Source organism: Spelaeicoccus albus (genome assembly GCF_013409065.1).
Lineage (GTDB): Bacteria > Actinomycetota > Actinomycetes > Actinomycetales > Brevibacteriaceae > Spelaeicoccus > Spelaeicoccus albus.
Window position 1 is genome coordinate 244,501 of sequence record NZ_JACBZP010000001.1, and the last position, 15,671, is coordinate 260,171.

General features: G+C 65.7%; 16 protein-coding genes. 10 read left to right on the forward strand and 6 right to left on the reverse strand.

Annotated features, from left to right (window positions below; all coding sequences use genetic code 11):
- Position 1: 1 nt before the first annotated feature.
- Positions 2–385: a cold-shock protein gene (locus tag BJY26_RS01135; protein WP_179424939.1), complete on the reverse strand. Its 384-nt coding sequence runs from the start codon at positions 383–385 to the stop codon at positions 2–4.
- Positions 386–432: 47 nt separating this feature from the next.
- Positions 433–654, reverse strand: coding sequence for a hypothetical protein (locus tag BJY26_RS01140; RefSeq protein ID WP_179424940.1), 222 nt, complete (start codon positions 652–654; stop codon positions 433–435).
- A 166-nt stretch (positions 655–820) separates the two neighbouring features.
- On the opposite strand from BJY26_RS01140, the gene BJY26_RS01145 reads away from it, so the two are divergent.
- Together BJY26_RS01145 and BJY26_RS01150 are read left to right on the forward strand one after the other, a co-directional pair.
- Entirely contained in the window at positions 821–3,226 is a 2,406-nt protein-coding gene (locus BJY26_RS01145; protein ID WP_179424942.1) for a helicase-associated domain-containing protein, read from the forward strand.
- 3 nt (positions 3,227–3,229) lie between these two features.
- Positions 3,230–4,864, forward strand: a complete 1,635-nt coding sequence (locus tag BJY26_RS01150; protein WP_179424944.1) for a DNA repair helicase XPB — start codon at positions 3,230–3,232, stop codon at positions 4,862–4,864.
- A gap of 228 nt (positions 4,865–5,092) precedes the next feature.
- Here BJY26_RS01150 and BJY26_RS01155 read toward each other — a convergent pair whose 3' ends face one another.
- A complete protein-coding gene (locus tag BJY26_RS01155) occupies positions 5,093–5,377 on the reverse strand; it encodes a hypothetical protein (RefSeq protein WP_179424946.1) in 285 nt (94 codons plus the stop codon).
- Between the two features lie 16 nt (positions 5,378–5,393).
- Positions 5,394–5,603, reverse strand: a complete 210-nt coding sequence (locus BJY26_RS01160) for a hypothetical protein (RefSeq protein ID WP_179424948.1) — start codon at positions 5,601–5,603, stop codon at positions 5,394–5,396.
- A 213-nt stretch (positions 5,604–5,816) separates the two neighbouring features.
- Here BJY26_RS01160 and BJY26_RS01165 point away from each other — a divergent pair, with 213 nt between their 5' ends.
- Together BJY26_RS01165 and BJY26_RS19475 are read left to right on the forward strand one after the other, a co-directional pair.
- Complete coding sequence (locus BJY26_RS01165) at positions 5,817–7,115, forward strand: S53 family peptidase (RefSeq protein WP_179424950.1); 1,299 nt, start codon at positions 5,817–5,819, stop codon at positions 7,113–7,115.
- A 207-nt stretch (positions 7,116–7,322) separates the two neighbouring features.
- The gene (locus BJY26_RS19475; protein WP_179424952.1) at positions 7,323–8,102 is read left to right on the forward strand and encodes a helix-turn-helix transcriptional regulator; all 780 of its coding nucleotides are present in this window, start codon (positions 7,323–7,325) and stop codon (positions 8,100–8,102) included.
- A 37-nt stretch (positions 8,103–8,139) separates the two neighbouring features.
- Here the strand turns inward: BJY26_RS19475 and BJY26_RS01175 are convergent, their stop codons facing one another.
- A complete protein-coding gene (locus BJY26_RS01175; RefSeq protein WP_179424954.1) occupies positions 8,140–8,910 on the reverse strand; it encodes an alpha/beta hydrolase family protein in 771 nt (256 codons plus the stop codon).
- Complete coding sequence (locus BJY26_RS01180; protein ID WP_179424956.1) at positions 8,907–9,713, reverse strand: carbon-nitrogen hydrolase family protein; 807 nt, start codon at positions 9,711–9,713, stop codon at positions 8,907–8,909. The genes BJY26_RS01175 and BJY26_RS01180 overlap by 4 nt, the downstream gene beginning before the upstream one ends.
- Before the next feature lie 152 nt (positions 9,714–9,865).
- Here BJY26_RS01180 and BJY26_RS01185 point away from each other — a divergent pair, with 152 nt between their 5' ends.
- The 6 genes from BJY26_RS01185 to pspAA all read left to right on the forward strand — a co-directional run bounded on the left by BJY26_RS01185 (position 9,866) and on the right by pspAA (position 15,667).
- Positions 9,866–10,603, forward strand: coding sequence for a response regulator transcription factor (locus tag BJY26_RS01185; RefSeq protein WP_237248853.1), 738 nt, complete (start codon positions 9,866–9,868; stop codon positions 10,601–10,603).
- A gap of 31 nt (positions 10,604–10,634) precedes the next feature.
- Entirely contained in the window at positions 10,635–12,242 is a 1,608-nt protein-coding gene (locus BJY26_RS01190; RefSeq protein WP_237248852.1) for a sensor histidine kinase, read from the forward strand.
- A gap of 112 nt (positions 12,243–12,354) precedes the next feature.
- Entirely contained in the window at positions 12,355–13,965 is a 1,611-nt protein-coding gene (locus tag BJY26_RS01195) for a S1C family serine protease (protein WP_179424958.1), read from the forward strand.
- A 184-nt stretch (positions 13,966–14,149) separates the two neighbouring features.
- On the forward strand, positions 14,150–14,440 hold the full coding sequence (locus BJY26_RS01200; protein ID WP_179424960.1) for a WXG100 family type VII secretion target: 291 nt from the start codon (positions 14,150–14,152) through the stop codon (positions 14,438–14,440).
- A gap of 169 nt (positions 14,441–14,609) precedes the next feature.
- Positions 14,610–15,389 carry a PspA/IM30 family protein gene (locus BJY26_RS01205; RefSeq protein WP_179424962.1) on the forward strand — a complete coding sequence of 260 codons (780 nt, stop codon included), beginning with the start codon at positions 14,610–14,612 and terminating at the stop codon, positions 15,387–15,389.
- On the forward strand, positions 15,386–15,667 hold the full coding sequence (gene pspAA / locus BJY26_RS01210; RefSeq protein ID WP_179424965.1) for a PspA-associated protein PspAA: 282 nt from the start codon (positions 15,386–15,388) through the stop codon (positions 15,665–15,667). Before BJY26_RS01205 ends, pspAA begins: the two co-directional genes overlap by 4 nt.
- Positions 15,668–15,671: the final 4 nt, after the last annotated feature.

Consider the following 15,671-nt stretch of genomic DNA (forward strand, 5'->3'; position numbering starts at 1 on the left):
TTCAGCCCTCCAGATCGTCGGCGACTGCCCGCAACAACGATGCCACTTTCGCCCCGTGTGCCCGGTCGGGGTACTTGCCGCGCCGCAGCTGCTGGCCGGCGTCGTCCAGCAGTTTGATGACGTCTTCAACGATAGTCGCCATGTCATCGGCGGGCTTGCGGGCGGCCTTGACGGCGGACGGCGGCGCGTCGAGGATCCGGGCCGACAACGCTTGCCTGCCCTTGCGACCGTCCACTACCCCGAAGTCGACACGGGTGCCGGGCTTGACCTCGTCCACCCCTGCCGGAAGGGCCGAGGCGTGCAGGAACACCTGCTCACCATCGTCTCCGGTGATGAAGCCGAACCCTTTGGCCGTGTCGAACCATTTGACCTTGCCTGTAGGCACTATTACCCCTTAGAGAATGATTGAAGAAAAGAACTGTCGAAGTGGAGTCAGAGCGTTTTACGGCGTTTGATCGCTGCCAGGATCAACCCGGCGAACGCCACGAACGCGATCGGCAAGCCGATCATCGGTATCCAGGCCAGCCACGGCACGAACGGCTGCCCTCCGGCCAGGGAGGGCGCGATATCGAGTACCAGCGCCACGAAGGACACGGCGGCGACCACGATCATGATCGATTGCAGCGACCGCGAGGCGCGGTGCGGTTCGGGCATGACGTCGGCACCTCCTTCGGCGAGCTCTACGGCAATTTTTTACACGGCCTACGAAAATCGCAGCCATCCGATGGCTGCGTTCTGCACACCAGTATATCCATTGACGCAAAGTCGACGTCGGTCTTCGCTTCGCCGTCGGGATCGGCGGAGACGTAAAGTGGTGAGGATGCCTACCGGACAGCACAGCTTCGTCGAATGGCTCGTGCGCCAAAGCCCTTCCTTCATCGGCGAGATGCTCAGGCGGCGGGCGGATCTGGCGGTGCCGCGGCCGCGCGATCTGACCGGATTAGCGGCCCGCGCCTCCACTCGGACCAGCGTGGCGCGAGCCATCGACAACTTGGATATGCCGCATCTTCAAGTACTGACCGCGGCGGTGGTGCTTGCCGGTCCTCCGTTCGACGCCGCAACGGTATCGGCCGCGTCGGTACGCGACCGTTTCGGTTCCGGGCACGGCACAGCCCCGACGATCAAGGAAATCACCGCGCTGCTGCGCGATTTGAATGCGGCGGGCCTGCTGTGGGGGCCGTCCGGCGACCTGCGCATCATCGGCCCCGCCGCCGACGTTCTCGGTCCGCATCCGGCCGGGCTCGGGCCGTCGTTCACTGCCGCGTTGTCCGGCGCCGATCTCGAGAAGGTGTGCAATGCGCTCGGTGCGGACGACGCGCCGTCCGCCGCACGGGCCCTGTCCGATCCCGATGTCCTCACCGAGATTCTCGCCGGCTTGCCCGGCACCGCCGGCGAGGTCATCGGGAAACTCGACGACGGCAATCCGACCGGCACGCATGAGCAGGACCTGCGGGTCGTCCCGGCCGGCAAGGCCCGCGGTGTGCTGGAACAACTAGTCGCGCGGGGTATTTTGATCGCCACGCCGCCGCAGCGTCTGACGCTCAGCCGAGAGGCCGGCATCGCCTACCGGGGCGGCGCCGTGTTCCGGCGACTCGACTCCTCGCCGCCCCGTCCCGGCGACCCGGAAGACGGCGCTCGGCCCCTGGATCAATCGCTCGTCGACTCCCTGGCGGCCGGTGCCGCTCACGACGTCCTGCGCCTCGTCGACGAGATGCTTGCGGAGTTCGAGGCCCGTGAATTCTCCCGGCTGCGCGCCGGAGGGCTCGGCGTTCGCGACCAACGAAAGCTCGCGCATGCCGTTGACCTGAGCATGTCCGATGCGGCACGTCTGCTCGAGCTCGCCTACGCCGCCGGTCTACTCGGCACGACGGACGAGGAGCGCCCGGTGTGGTTGCCGACGCCGGCAGCCGACGACTGGCGCGCTGCCGAACCCGGCGTCCAGTGGCAACGGCTGGCGACCGCATGGTTCGCGGCGTCCCGTGCCGCACTCTTCATCGGACGGCGGGACGCAAGTGGGTCGACGCCGGTCGCGCTCGGCCCCGGGCTTGACCGGACGGCGCTGCAGATGGCCAAACGCGAGGTCTTCGGCTTGCTTGCGAGATCGTCGGGCATCGACTCGGCCGGTGTCCGGAGCCTGCTGGAATGGCGCCTGCCCCGTGCCGGCGCTGAATTCGCCGAGCTTGCCGCCTCGGTCATGAGCGACGCGTTGTGGCTCGGTCTACTTGGATCGGTACGACCCGGAAGCGGGGTGGCTGCACTGTGCACGGCGGGGCGGGCAATCGTGACGGGGCACGACGATACTGCGGCCGAGCAAATGTCGAGAGCGCTTCCGGCCCGGCTCGACCACGTCATCCTGCAAGCCGATCTGACGGCCGTCGCCCCCGGCCCGCTGGCGCCCGATCTGGCGGACACCCTGGCGAAACTGGCAACTGTCGAGGGGCGCGGCCAAGGAACGGTGTACCGGTTCAGCGACGAATCGGTGAAATCAGCGATGCGCCGCGGGTGGGACGCCGGCCGGATCCTGTCGTTCCTGGACGAACATTCCGAAGGCAGGCTTCCGCAACCGCTGGAATACCTCGTGCACGATGTGGCCCGGCGCTTCGGTCGGCTCCGGCTCGGTGCGGCCCGCAGCTATGTGCGTAGCGAGTCGGCGCACCTGCTGGACGAGCTGATGGCCGCGGCCGAGCATCCGTCGGCGCCGGCCGTGCTCGACGGCCTACGGCGTATCGCCGACACGGTAGTCGTCTCGCCGTCCGACCCCACTATGCTCGCCGACGCCTTGGCCCAGGCGGGGGTCGCAGTCGTCGCGGAGGCGGCCGACGGGCAGGTCCTGGTGCAATCGATAGCCCACCCGCGCGCCGAACAGGCTCCACCCCGCCCGGTTCGCGCGCCGACTATGGAAATGCCGGCCGGCGACGCATCGGAGTTGGCTGCCGAACTGCACGAGGCCGAAAAATCACGGTCGTCGACAAGTTCGGCCAGCACTGCGGAAGAACCGGCGGTGTCCTTTGCGTTACTGAGAGAGGCGATCAACGACAAACGGCGCGTGTGGCTCGGCGTGAGTGATCAGTCCGGGCACATTCGGCACATATTGGCGCAACCGCTGACGCTCGTCGGCGGGCGGCTACACGTCCACGACGTCGCCCAGGGCAATGATTTGACGATCGTCGCCCACCGGCTGACCGGGGTCTCACCGGTCACGCCGTCCACGGATGAAGGAGAGTGACGAGTGCCTGACGGCCCACTCATAGTACAAAGCGATAAAACACTGCTGCTCGAAGTCGGTCACGAGCAGGCGACCGAGGCCCGCAAGGCGATCGCCCCGTTTGCCGAGCTCGAGCGGGCGCCCGAGCATATGCATTCCTATCGGCTCACGCCGCTCGGCCTCTGGAACGCGCGAGCGGCAGGGCACGATGCCGAGCAGGTCGTCGACGTCCTGCTGAAGTATTCACGCTATCCGGTGCCGAACAATCTCCTTGTCGATATCGCCGACACGATGGACAGGTACGGACGGCTGACGCTCCGGTCCGATCCGGCGCACGGGCTGGTCCTGGTGTCGAAAGACCTGCCGGTGCTCGAAGAAGTGCTGCATTCGAAGAAAGTCGCCGGCATGCTGGGCGAGCGCATCGACGAGGACACAGTGGTCGTGCACCCTTCCGAACGCGGCAGTTTGAAACAGCAGCTGCTGAAGTTGGGGTGGCCGGCGGAGGACACTGCCGGCTATGTCGACGGCGAAGCGCACTCGATCGAGCTCAACACCGCCGATTGGAGCATGCGGGCGTATCAACAAGAAGCAGTCGACGGGTTCTTCCACGGCGGCTCGGGGGTCGTCGTGCTGCCGTGCGGCGCCGGTAAGACCCTTGTCGGCGCCGGCGCGATGGCTGCGGCAGGTACCACCACGTTGATCCTCGTGACGAACACCGTCGCGGCCCGGCAGTGGCGCGCCGAACTTCTCCACCGCACGTCGTTGACGGACGAGGAAATCGGCGAGTACTCCGGCACGACCAAGGACATCCGACCCGTCACGATTGCGACGTATCAGGTGCTGACGGCCCGTCGTAAAGGCGTCTACACGAACTTGGAGTTGTTCGATGCACGCGATTGGGGCCTCATCGTGTATGACGAGGTGCACCTGCTGCCGGCGCCGATCTTCCGGATGACCGCCGATCTGCAGGCCCGTAGGCGGCTCGGGTTGACCGCCACGTTGCTGCGCGAAGACGGCCGCGAAGGTGAAGTGTTCAGTTTGATCGGGCCGAAACGGTACGACGCGCCGTGGAAGGACATCGAAGCACAGGGGTATATCGCGCCGGCCGAGTGCATCGAAGTGCGCGTCGAGCTGGGCACTGCCGAAAGAATCACGTATGCCGGCGCCGAGCCGGACGACAAGTATCGATTGTGTGCGACGTCGCCGGTGAAGCTGGACGTCGTGCAAAAGCTTGTGCAGCAGAATCCAGGCGAACAGATTCTCGTGATCGGCCAATACCTCGACCAGCTGGACGAACTGTCCGAGCGCTTGGACGCGCCAATCATCACGGGCAAGACCCGGGTGGCCGAACGTCAGGAGCTGTTCGAGAAGTTCCGCACCGGTGAGATCTCGACGCTCGTGGTGTCGAAGGTGGCGAATTTCTCCATCGATCTGCCCGAGGCATCGGTGGCGATTCAGGTGTCCGGCGCGTTCGGGTCGCGCCAGGAAGAGGCTCAGCGTCTGGGTCGGCTGTTGCGGCCGAAACACGACGGTCGCAGCGCCAAGTTCTACTCGGTCGTCGCCCGCGACACGCTGGACCAGGATTTCGCGGCGCACCGGCAACGGTTCTTGGCCGAGCAGGGGTACGCCTACATCATCAAGGACGCCGACGACGTGTGAGCTTGCGAGCCCGGGGAGGCGGCCAATCAAACACAGCGCCGACGACGTGTGAGCTTGCGAGCCCGGGGAGGCGGCCAATCAAACACAGCGCCGACGACGTGTGAGCGCCATTCCCCCGCAAAACGCGGCAGCGCGTCAGGAACGCGCCGTCATGACGGCGCGTTCTATACCGCGCGGCGCGTTTCGCGGAAGTGGGGTGGAAGTGCGGTGGGGTGGAAGTGCGGCGGGCTAGCGAGTCACGGGGCCGGGAGATTCATGTGTCGGAGCGTGCACGATCTTCCGGTTTCCGATCGGCCGGCGCAGCTGGACGTACCCCTTCTTCGGGCGCACATAGTCCGGGCACATCTTGTTCTTTGGCCGTGGACTGCCGATGACCGTGACGGTGATTGTTGCCGTGGTCCGGACGGCGCGCACCCGGATGGGCAGATTGCAGGCCTTGACCTCGGTGGCCAGATAGATCCGATTGCGTGCCGTGTCGACCTTGGTCAATCGCCACGGTAACGAAACTTTCACCCGCGCGCTCGAGCGATCACGCGGCAATGCACCGGCCGGCGAGGGCGCCGACGACGACGGCCCGGCCGGCGAGGGCGCCGACGACGTGGCAGCAGGCGGAAAAGAAGACGACGCACCAGGAGAACCGGACTCGCCCGAACCGCCGCATGCCGAGAGCACCACGAGCGCCGTCACGACGCACGCGGCCGCAACCGCTCTCCCCCGCGCGGCGCCAAACGTCTGCCATCGACTCACGTTGGCAAGTGTAAGTGTCTCCGGGCCGCCACAACATGGTGAAGCAGCCCGGCCGGCCCCTGATGGCGCATTTACGCCACGTGTCGAGTTTGCGTCACACGGGTATCCGTGCCGGCGTCGGCGCCGATAAGGTCTGCCATGACGCGGCCGTCACCGGCGGCAGCGGCACGGAAGTACCTCGCACGACCTCGAGCGAAAGGTTCCCATGAAGTTGACCGATAGGCGTCTGCGGACGCTCACGAAGGCCGTGGTCGCCCCAGCCATGGTGCTGGGGATGTGTGTTGCGGGCCCGGTTGCGGCCGAAGCCGCACCACTCATGACGCACGCCGTCCACGCAGCGGCGCCCGCCGACCACAGCAACGATCAGCACACGCTCCAACTGCAAAAGTCCGCTGACGCGGAGACGACGCCCGCGGCCTGTAACCATGTGATCAAGAGCGTCGGCCGTACGCCGGTCGCGCACTGCATGGCCATGCTGTACACACCGCAAGGGCATATCCAGCCAAGCGCTTCCGCCCCGCCATCGACGGCCATCACCCCGAACCAGCTGCGGGACGCCTACAACTTGCCGGACGGCGGCGAAGGCGTGACGGTGGCAATCGTGGACGCCGGCGGCTACTCCAGCGCGCAATCGGACTTGAACGCGTACCGGTCGCACTACGGCATTTCGAGCTGCACGACGGCGAACGGCTGCTTCAGCAAATACGACCAGAACGGCGGGACTGACTACCCGGCCGACGATCCGGGCTGGTCGGTGGAGACCGCCCTTGATCTGGACGCCGTGTCCGCCGTGTGCCCCAAGTGCGACATCATGCTGGTGCAAGGCGACGATGCCAGCTTCGACAGCCTCGGCAAGGCCGTGGACACTGCGGTGGCCAAGGGTGCGGACTATGTGTCCAACTCCTACGGCGTCGACAACGAGGGTACGTCGAGCCTCCAGGACTACGACCACTACTACAACCACAAGGGCGTCGGCATCATCGCGGCGTCCGGCGATACCGGCAACACGCAAAGCTGGCCGGCCACGAACCCGACGGTGACCGGCGTCGGCGGGACGAAGCTGACGAAGAATTCCTCGTCGCGCGGCTGGGCCGAGACGGCGTGGGTCAGCGGCGGCAGCGGATGCTCGAATTATGAGCCCAAGCCGGCGTTCCAGGAAGGGTTGACGACGAATTGCACCAACCGCGCCAGCGCCGACGTCGCGGCGGACGCCGATCCGAGCTCGGGCTTGGCCGTCTACAACACGCTGGGCCAGGACGGCTGGGGCCAAGTCGGCGGCACGAGTCTCGCCTCACCGCTGATGGCAGGCATGTTCGCCCTTGCCGGGGCGCCGGCGGCCGGAACCTATCCGGTGACGTATCCATACGCCAACTCGTCGCAGCTGTTCGACATCACGAACGGCAGCAACGGCACGTGCGGAAACCTGCTGTGCAATGCGGGTTCGGGCTATGACGGGCCGACCGGCATGGGCACGCCGAACGGAGTCGGTGCGCTGCACTCCTGAGTGCCGGTAAAGACTCTCAGCGCCGGTGGCCGGTGATCGCGTTGTCGATCACCGGCCACCGGCTTTTCGGTATCCGCCCGCGAGCCGTTACCGACGAGTAACATGGCGATGGCGCTGACCGGAGCCGGCAGGGCCGCCTCGGCATTCGGCGCATTACACTCGTGATGGCCGCACAACGGGGCCAACGGCGATACTCGGGGGTGTTTCGTGTCGGTGAACGCTGATGCCGGTGACGGCGGCAACCCGCTCGAAGGATTTGCCAGCCATTTGAACGGGCTCGCACGAATGGCCGACCAGCTGATGGGGCAGTACGGCGCCGCGGCGGGCGGCAACGGACAGGCCGTGGAGATCTACGACGATTTCGCGGTGCTGCACGAGGTCCATGCCGGTCTTCGCGAACAGACGGTGCGGCAAGTACGCGATTTGAGCAGGCCTCCGATGACGGGCCCGGACGTACGCGACGACGTCAACGAGCAGCTTGCCATGCTGGACCGCGGCATCAGCGCCCGCACGGTGTACGGCGCCGGCTGCTTCGACGATTCCGAGGTGGCCCGGCAACTCCGCACCGTGATCGAAGCCGGCGAGGAGGCTCGGATCGTACCGGACGTGCCAATGACCGTGCGCATCTTCGACGATGACTGCGCCATGCTCCCGTACTATCCCTCGGAGTCGGCTTCGGGCGGCGAACAGCCGCATATGGTCGTACGGCAGTCCCGGCTGCTCGAGCTGATCATTTCAATGTTCGAATTGCTCTGGACGGCGGCGACTCCCCTGCCGCGTTCGGGCCGGGCCGATTCGGCGGATCCATCGATCGATCGCGACGTTCTGCTGTATTTGGCATCCGGGGCGACCGACGGCATGATCGCCAGGCATTTGAACGTCAGCCCCCGGACGGCGCAGCGCCGCGTGCGCGCGCTGATGGAGTCGCTCGGCGCAGGATCACGGTTCCAGGCCGGCATTCAGGCCGCTCGCCGGAAGCTGCTTTAACTCCGCCCACTCCCGCGCACTCCCCGGCAACCCCCGATCATTCTCGAGCGGGAGCAGACCCGGCCAGTTCCACGGCAGCATCGACGCACAGCCTCCAATCGGCGTGTGCCGGATCGATCAGCGTGTAATGGTCGCCCGACGCCTCGGCCAAGCGGGCGTCGCCGCCGGCCCTCGTGCTGCGCCGCACGAATTCGCTTGATTGCGCGAATGGCACGTCGGCGTCCGCACGGGCGTGGATGCAGCGGACCGGAACGTCGAGCGGAATGGCGCGGCTCGGGTCGGCCGCCGCGAATTCGGCGGGCAGTTCGGACGACGGGCCGCCCATCAGCTCGCGGACGGCGCCGTGCGACAGAGCCAATTCTTCGGCTGCGTGCAGGTCGAGGAGGCCGGCTTGGCTGACGACTCCGGCAATCGGCACCCGCCGGAACCGGGCCGCCCACGCGGCAAGCTGGCCGCCGGCGGAGTGTCCGATCAGCACGATGCGGGCCGGCCGCGCGCCGATGGATCCGACATTCGTCGACCACGTGCCGATCATGTCCATGGCAGCCAGGACGTCGATGAACGTCGCCGGCCATCCTCCGCCGGCGCCGAGACGGCGGTATTCCACATTCCATGCGGCCCAGCCGGACGACGCCAGATCGCGCGCCAGCGGCATCCCGAGCGAGGCGTCGAATGCGCTGCGCCAGTAGCCGCCGTGCACGACGACGGCGATCCGACGCCCCGGCGGGTCGGCGTCGGACGCGGCCGGCAGCGCCAACTCCGCGAACTGGGCCGGATGCCGGCCGTACCGGAATCGGCGCAACGTCACTGCACCGGTCGGTGGCGATCCGTGGCCGGTCCGTAGAGGTCCGGACGCCGGTCGGTCAGGTACGGGTTGTCGGCTCTGGCCCGCTGCACGATGTCGGTGTCGATATCGGCGACCAACAGTGTGCGGCCGTCCGACGCCGCCGCGGCCAGTGGGACGCCGTCCGGGCCGACAATACTGCTTTGCCCGGCGTATACGGTGTCGCGCTCGGAGCCGGAATGGTTGATGTACGCCACGTACGTCTGGTTTTCCCAGGCCCGCACCGGGATCACGGACGTGCAGATGAAGTCGAAGGGCACCATATTGGCGGTCGGCACGGCAATGAGCTGGGCGCCGGCCATGGCAAGCGCACGCGCCGCTTCGGGAAATTCCACGTCATAGCAAATCAGCACGCCGATCCCGACCCCGTCGAAGTCGACGATCGTCGTCAGTCGGTCTCCCGCCGCGAACCTGGTTTTGTCCAAACTCGCAAACAAGTGGGTCTTGTCGTACTCGGCAGCCACGGTGCCGTCCGGCTTCACAAATACCGCGGAATTGGCAATGCCGCCCGGTCGCCGGGCCGGTAGCCCGGCCAGCACCCCGACAGCGCGTTGCCGGGCGATCTCGGCGACCCTCTGCGTCAACCCGTCCGTTTCCCGCACCCCGTCGCCAATGTCGTACCCCGTCACGAACATCTCGGGGGTGATCAACAGCCGGGCGCCGGCAGCCGCCGCCTCGCCCGCGGCCGAATCCAGTTCGGCCAAGTTCGCCTCGACGTCACCGGGCGTTCCGGGCGTTTGGAGCCCGGCAATACGCAGAACACTCATATTCACAAGTATGGGGTACCGACACGCCGCCGCAGCGCCCCCGGTTCCCGCGCGGATTTCACCGCCGGCACACAGGTAAACGGTGCTGGCTAACCGAAACCTACTCAGTCGTTTTCAGGAAATGTTCAGAAAAGGCACACACAATGATGTTCGTGACTACCAACACGGAAGCTAAACTGCTCGTCGTCGACGATGAACCGAACATCCGCGAGCTGCTGGCCACCAGCCTGCGGTTCGCCGGATTCGACGTCGTGGCGGCCGGCAACGGAAACGACGCACTCAAGGCGGCGGAAGAGTCCGCGCCGGATCTCGTGGTCCTCGACGTCATGCTGCCCGATATGGACGGATTCACGGTGACCCGCCGGCTGCGCGCCACCGGCAAACACATTCCGGTCGTGTTCCTCACGGCCCGCGACGACACGTCCGACAAGATCACCGGCTTGACCGTCGGCGGCGACGACTATGTGACGAAACCATTCAGCCTCGAAGAGGTCGTCGCGCGGATCCGCGCCGTCCTGCGCCGTACTCGCGGCGCCGAGGATGACGAATCAGCAGTCGTCGGGGTCGGCGATCTGGAACTGGACGACGATACCCACGAGGTGCGCCGCGCCGGGTTCCTCATCGACCTGTCCCCCACCGAGTTCAAGCTGCTGCGCTACCTCATGCTCAACGCCAACCGGGTGCTGAGCAAGGCACAGATCCTCGATCATGTCTGGGAGTACGATTTCGGCGGCGACACCGGCATCGTCGAGTCGTACATCTCGTACCTGCGCCGAAAGGTCGACGTGGCTCCCGAGTCGGAATTGCCCGGCGCCACCGAAGCGGACAACTGGGTTCCGATGATCCAGACCAAACGGGGCGTCGGCTATATGCTGCGGGCACCGAAGTAGTTCTCCGCACTCGTAGATTTCACGTCACACGGTGAATTGGTCGTTCCGGCCCCAGCGGAAATCGGCGGACGCGTCGGCCCCGGGCAGCGCGCCGGAAACCGGCGCTGTTCCGCGGCAGGGGAACGACTCGGCGGCCCCGGATCCTGCCACGCCGGCCCGCGGCGCGTTGTGGCAGGACTGGTCCATGACGAGCCGGCTCGTCACCATTACCGTGACGTTGCTGTTGCTTGCCTTGATCGGCACGAGCGCCGGTACGTTGGCGCTGCTCAAGCAGAACCTGATGACGCGCAACGATCAACGCCTGGTCGAAGTTGCCGAGCCGCTCGTGGCCCAGGTCGCCCCGGAGATCCTCGGCCGCCCCGGCAGCACGAAAAAGACGCCAACGCAGAAATCGATCCGCGATCTCCTGCCCACCGAGTTCTACGTGCAGATCACGACGGCGAACGGCACACTCGTCGGGCATCAGGGCGTCTCGGCTCCGGGCAACAACAACGACGTGCCGCACCTGCCGCAGATCGATTCATCCGAAGTCGCTTCCCATATGAACGCCGCGACCGGCAATTACGAACCGTTCACGGTGTCGGGTTCGCAAAGCGACTGGCGAGTGATAGCGCTACCGGCCAATGACGGCAAGCTGCTGGTCGCCGTGGCATTGCCGCTCGATTCCGAAGTCGACAACACCCTCGGCCGGGCGAAAGCAGCACTGATCGGCATCGGGCTGATAGCGCTGGCACTGACCGGCTGCATTGCGTGGCTGGCGATTTCGAGCGCGTTCCGGCCGCTACGCGATATCGAGCAAACGGCCACCGCCATCGCGGCCGGCGACCTGTCGCGGCGCGTCGCCAGCGCGCCGACCGATACGGAGCTGGGCAGATTGAGCTCGTCGCTCAACATCATGCTCGGGCAGATCGAGTCGGCTTTCGCGGCGTCCAGCGCCAGCGAAGCGCGAATGCGGCGGTTCGTCTCCGATGCAAGTCACGAACTCCGGACTCCGCTCGTGACGATCCGTGGATATGCCGAGCTCTACCGGCAAGGCGCCATCACGACGTCCGGCGATCTCGATTCGGCGATGACCCGCATCGAGAACGAGGCCACCCGCATGGGCGGGCTCGTCGAGGACCTTGTCATGTTGGCGCGGCTGGACGAGCAACGCGCTGCGGACGTCGGGGACGTGGACATGGGCCAGCTGGCGCGGGACGCCGTGCTCGATACCCAGGCGATCGCCCCGGACCGCGCCATCAACATCTCCGGCATCGACGGCGCAGCGCCGGCGGACCGGTCGATTGTGCGCGGCGACGAGGCCCGCCTGCGACAAGTCGTCACGAACCTGATTGCCAACGCGATCAGGCACACTCCGACCGGCACTCCCATCGAGATCGGGATCGGCGATACGGGCGTCCAGAGCATCCTCGACGTGCGCGATCACGGCGAGGGCATCGCCGACGACCAGATCACGAAGGTGTTCGAGCGCTTTTACCGCACCGATTCGTCCCGCAAACGCGATACCGGCGGGTCCGGGCTGGGGCTGTCGATAGTCGCGGCAATAGTTGCGGCACACCGCGGGCACGTCACAGTGTTGCCTACCGAGGGCGGCGGGGCAACGTTCCGGGTATCCTTGCCGACGAGCCGGACGCCATGACTGCCGATCCCCGGTCGCGGCAACGCTCAAGGAAGACTCAGCACGTTCCCAGGCAGAGAATAATAAGAAGCGACATGCTGTGCTATAACAGGCCCACGATGAGGAGCATTCGATGACCGAGAATACGCCCGGACAAGAACCGGACGATTCGCCGAGGAACGCGCCGACCCCGAATCCGCAGCAGCCGAATCCGCAGCAGCCTCCGCGATATCAAGGCCCCGTGCAGCCGCAGGGCAGGCCGTCCCAGCCGGGCCCGCCGCAACAGCCCGGACCGGGACAACCGGGAGCCGGTCCGGCCCAAGGCAATCCGGCCCAGGGCAATCCGGCCCAGGGCAATCCGGCGCAGGACAATCCGGCGCAGGGCCCGGGACCGAGCCAGCAATACCCGCAGGGCCGCCCACCGCAGGGCCCGGGACCGAGCCGGCAATACCCGTACCCGCAGGCCCGCCCGCCGCAAGGTCCGGGACCGAGCCAGCAATACCCGTACCCGCAGGCCCGCCCGCCGCAAGGTCCGGGACCGAGCCAGCAATACCCGTATCCGCAAAAACCGGCTGCGAAACCGCGCCGCGAAAAGAAGCGCCCCGGATGGCCCGGCGTCATCATTGCAGCGATAATCGCAGCGGTGCTGGCCGCCGGCGGATCGTTCGGCGCGGTCAAGCTCACCACTCCGACCACCACGGCCTCGTCGCCGGAGTCCGGCAAAGTGGAACAGCAACAAAACCCCGGCAAGGCGTCGGAGAACCCGTCGCCCAACTGGCAGCAGGTCGCCAAGACCGTCTCTCCCAGCGTTGTGGCGATCAAGGTCATCGTCGGCGACGGCGGCGAGCTCGGGTCGGGCATCATCTTGTCCAAAGACGGCAAGATCCTCACGAACAACCATGTCGTGGCCGATGCGGCGGACAGTTCGAACACCATGACGGTCACCACGTCCGATGGCAAGACGTATAAGGCGTCGGTGCTCGGCACCGATCCGGACACCGACTTGGCCGTGATCAAACTGGACGACGCGCCGTCCACCCTCAAGCCCGCAACTCTTGGCAAATCCGGCAAGCTGAACGTCGGCCAGCCCGTGATGGCCCTCGGCAACCCCCTCGGCCTGGCCGGGACCGTGACGACGGGCATCGTGTCGGCACTCAATCGTCCGGTCGTCACCGCCAAACACGAAGGCGGCGAGAATGGGCAGAGCCAATCGCCGGACCAGCCGCAAGGCACCGTCGTGACAAATGCGATCCAAACCGATGCGGCAATCAACCCGGGCAACAGCGGCGGCGCGCTCGTCAATGCCGGCGGCCAGGTTGTCGGCATCAACTCCTCGATCGTTTCGCTGGGCAGCAGCGCCGGACAGCAAAGCGGATCGATTGGTCTCGGCTTCGCCATTCCGATCGATTTGGCCGCGGACATCTCAAAACAGCTCATTGAACACGGCAAGGCCGAGCACCCGTTCTTGGGCATCACGTTGCAGACCTCCCAGGTTCACGTCGGAGGGGCTGTGCACGGAAGTGCCAAGGTGATCTCCGTCGTCAAGGGTTCGGGCGCCGCTCAAGGCGGCGTGCAGAAGGACGATCAAATCATCGCCATCAACAAGACACCGGTGAACGATGCGGACTCGCTCATCGCTTTGATCCAGTCGCAAAAGGTCGGCAGCACCATCAAGATCACCGTCGTCCGCGACGGCGCAAAGAAGACGCTCGACGTGAAGCTGACGGCCAAAGAAGCGCAATAGGAGCGGCCGGGCTCACCGGGCCGCTAGAACGAGCGGAGCGAAAGCCGACTCCCGTCCACAGCAGGGACGCGGCGCAGGGTTGTCCACAGCCCGGCGCCGCGTCCTTGCGCATGCATGCGCCGGCGTGCCTACCGTTACGCACGCGCCGTCCAGCGCGGACGGCAAATGAGGGAAGGGAAAGGACATGAGCTCATTCGAGGTGGATTCCGAACGGGTGCATCAAGCGTCGTCGGCAGTCGGTTCGTCCGCTGCGGCGGTCAATACCGAGGTCGACACGATGATGCGACATCTCACGGCATTGGAGGAATGCTGGCGAGGCTCGGCATCGAGCTCGTTCCAGCAAGTGGTGGCCGAATGGCGGTCGGTGCAAGAGAAAGTGCGCGAATCACTGTTGAACATCAATCAGTCGCTTGCAGCGGCCGGTCGAGGGTATGCGGAAGTGGAGGCGGCGAATACGCGCCTTTTCTCGCATTGACTTTTCGCCTGGTTCACCGATCCGCCGTCGGAGACGATAATGTGAGGATCAGCACGTGGAACCACCAGAAGTCGTTGTTCGTCTTACCAGTAGTGGCGATGCCGTCAGCCGGTCGGCACGCTTCGGTGAACCGGCGACGCCGAAGACAATGAGGAGCTAGCGCAAGCCAATGGGCATTTTTCAACGCATCAGCACGATTTTCCGTGCTAAGGCCAATAAGGCCCTCGACAACGCGGAAAATCCCAACGAAACCCTGGATTATTCGTACCAGAAGCAGCTCGAACTGCTGCAGAAGGTCCGCCGCGGAGTTGCAGACGTCGCCACCAGCCGTAAACGGCTCGAACTGCAAATCGGACAATTACAGCAACAGCAGACCAAACTCGAGGGCCAGGCCAAAAAGGCCATGTCCATGGACCGCGAGGATTTGGCCCGTGAAGCGCTGACCCGCAAATCGGGCCTGACCGGCCAAATCAACGATTTGACCACGCAGCACGAAAGCTTGCAGGCGGAAGAGCAAAAGCTCACGCTGTCCTCGCAGCGACTGCAGGCGAAGGTCGATGCGTTCCGCACCAAGAAGGAGACCCTCAAGGCCACCTACACGGCGGCGGAAGCACAGTCGAAGATCGGCGAGGCCTTTTCCGGCATCTCCGAGGAGTTCGGCGACGTCGGAATGGCGGTGCAGCGGGCCGAAGACAAGACCCAGCAGCTGCAAGCACGCGCCGGCGCCGTCGACGAGCTTCTTTCGTCGGGCGCCTTGGACGACGTCACCGGTACCCGGAAGGACGATATCTCGGCCGAACTCGAGAGCATGTCGTCGACGTCCGACGTCGAGATGGAACTCAGCCGCCTTAAGGGCGAGATCAGCGGCTCGAAATCGTCCGGACAAATCGAGGGCGGTTCGGCCGACGATTCCTCGCAGGCCCCCAAGACCGAAGGGGGCCAGGCATGATCATCCGCATCCTCGGCGAAGGCCAGTTCGACGTGCCGGACGACGAACTCGGCGAAGTGCAAGCCTATGACGAACGGCTCGAAGCAGCAGTCGCAGCCGGCGACGCGGAAGGCACCCGGGTTGCCCTGACAACGTTGCGCGAACGGCTGTTGAAAGCCGGAACAGCTGTCGCCGACGATTATCTCGGCGCTTCCGACATCGTGGTTCCCTACCCCGATGCCGGCGTGGACGAAGTCCGCGAATTGCTCAACGACGACGGATTGATCCCCGGAACCTAATAAG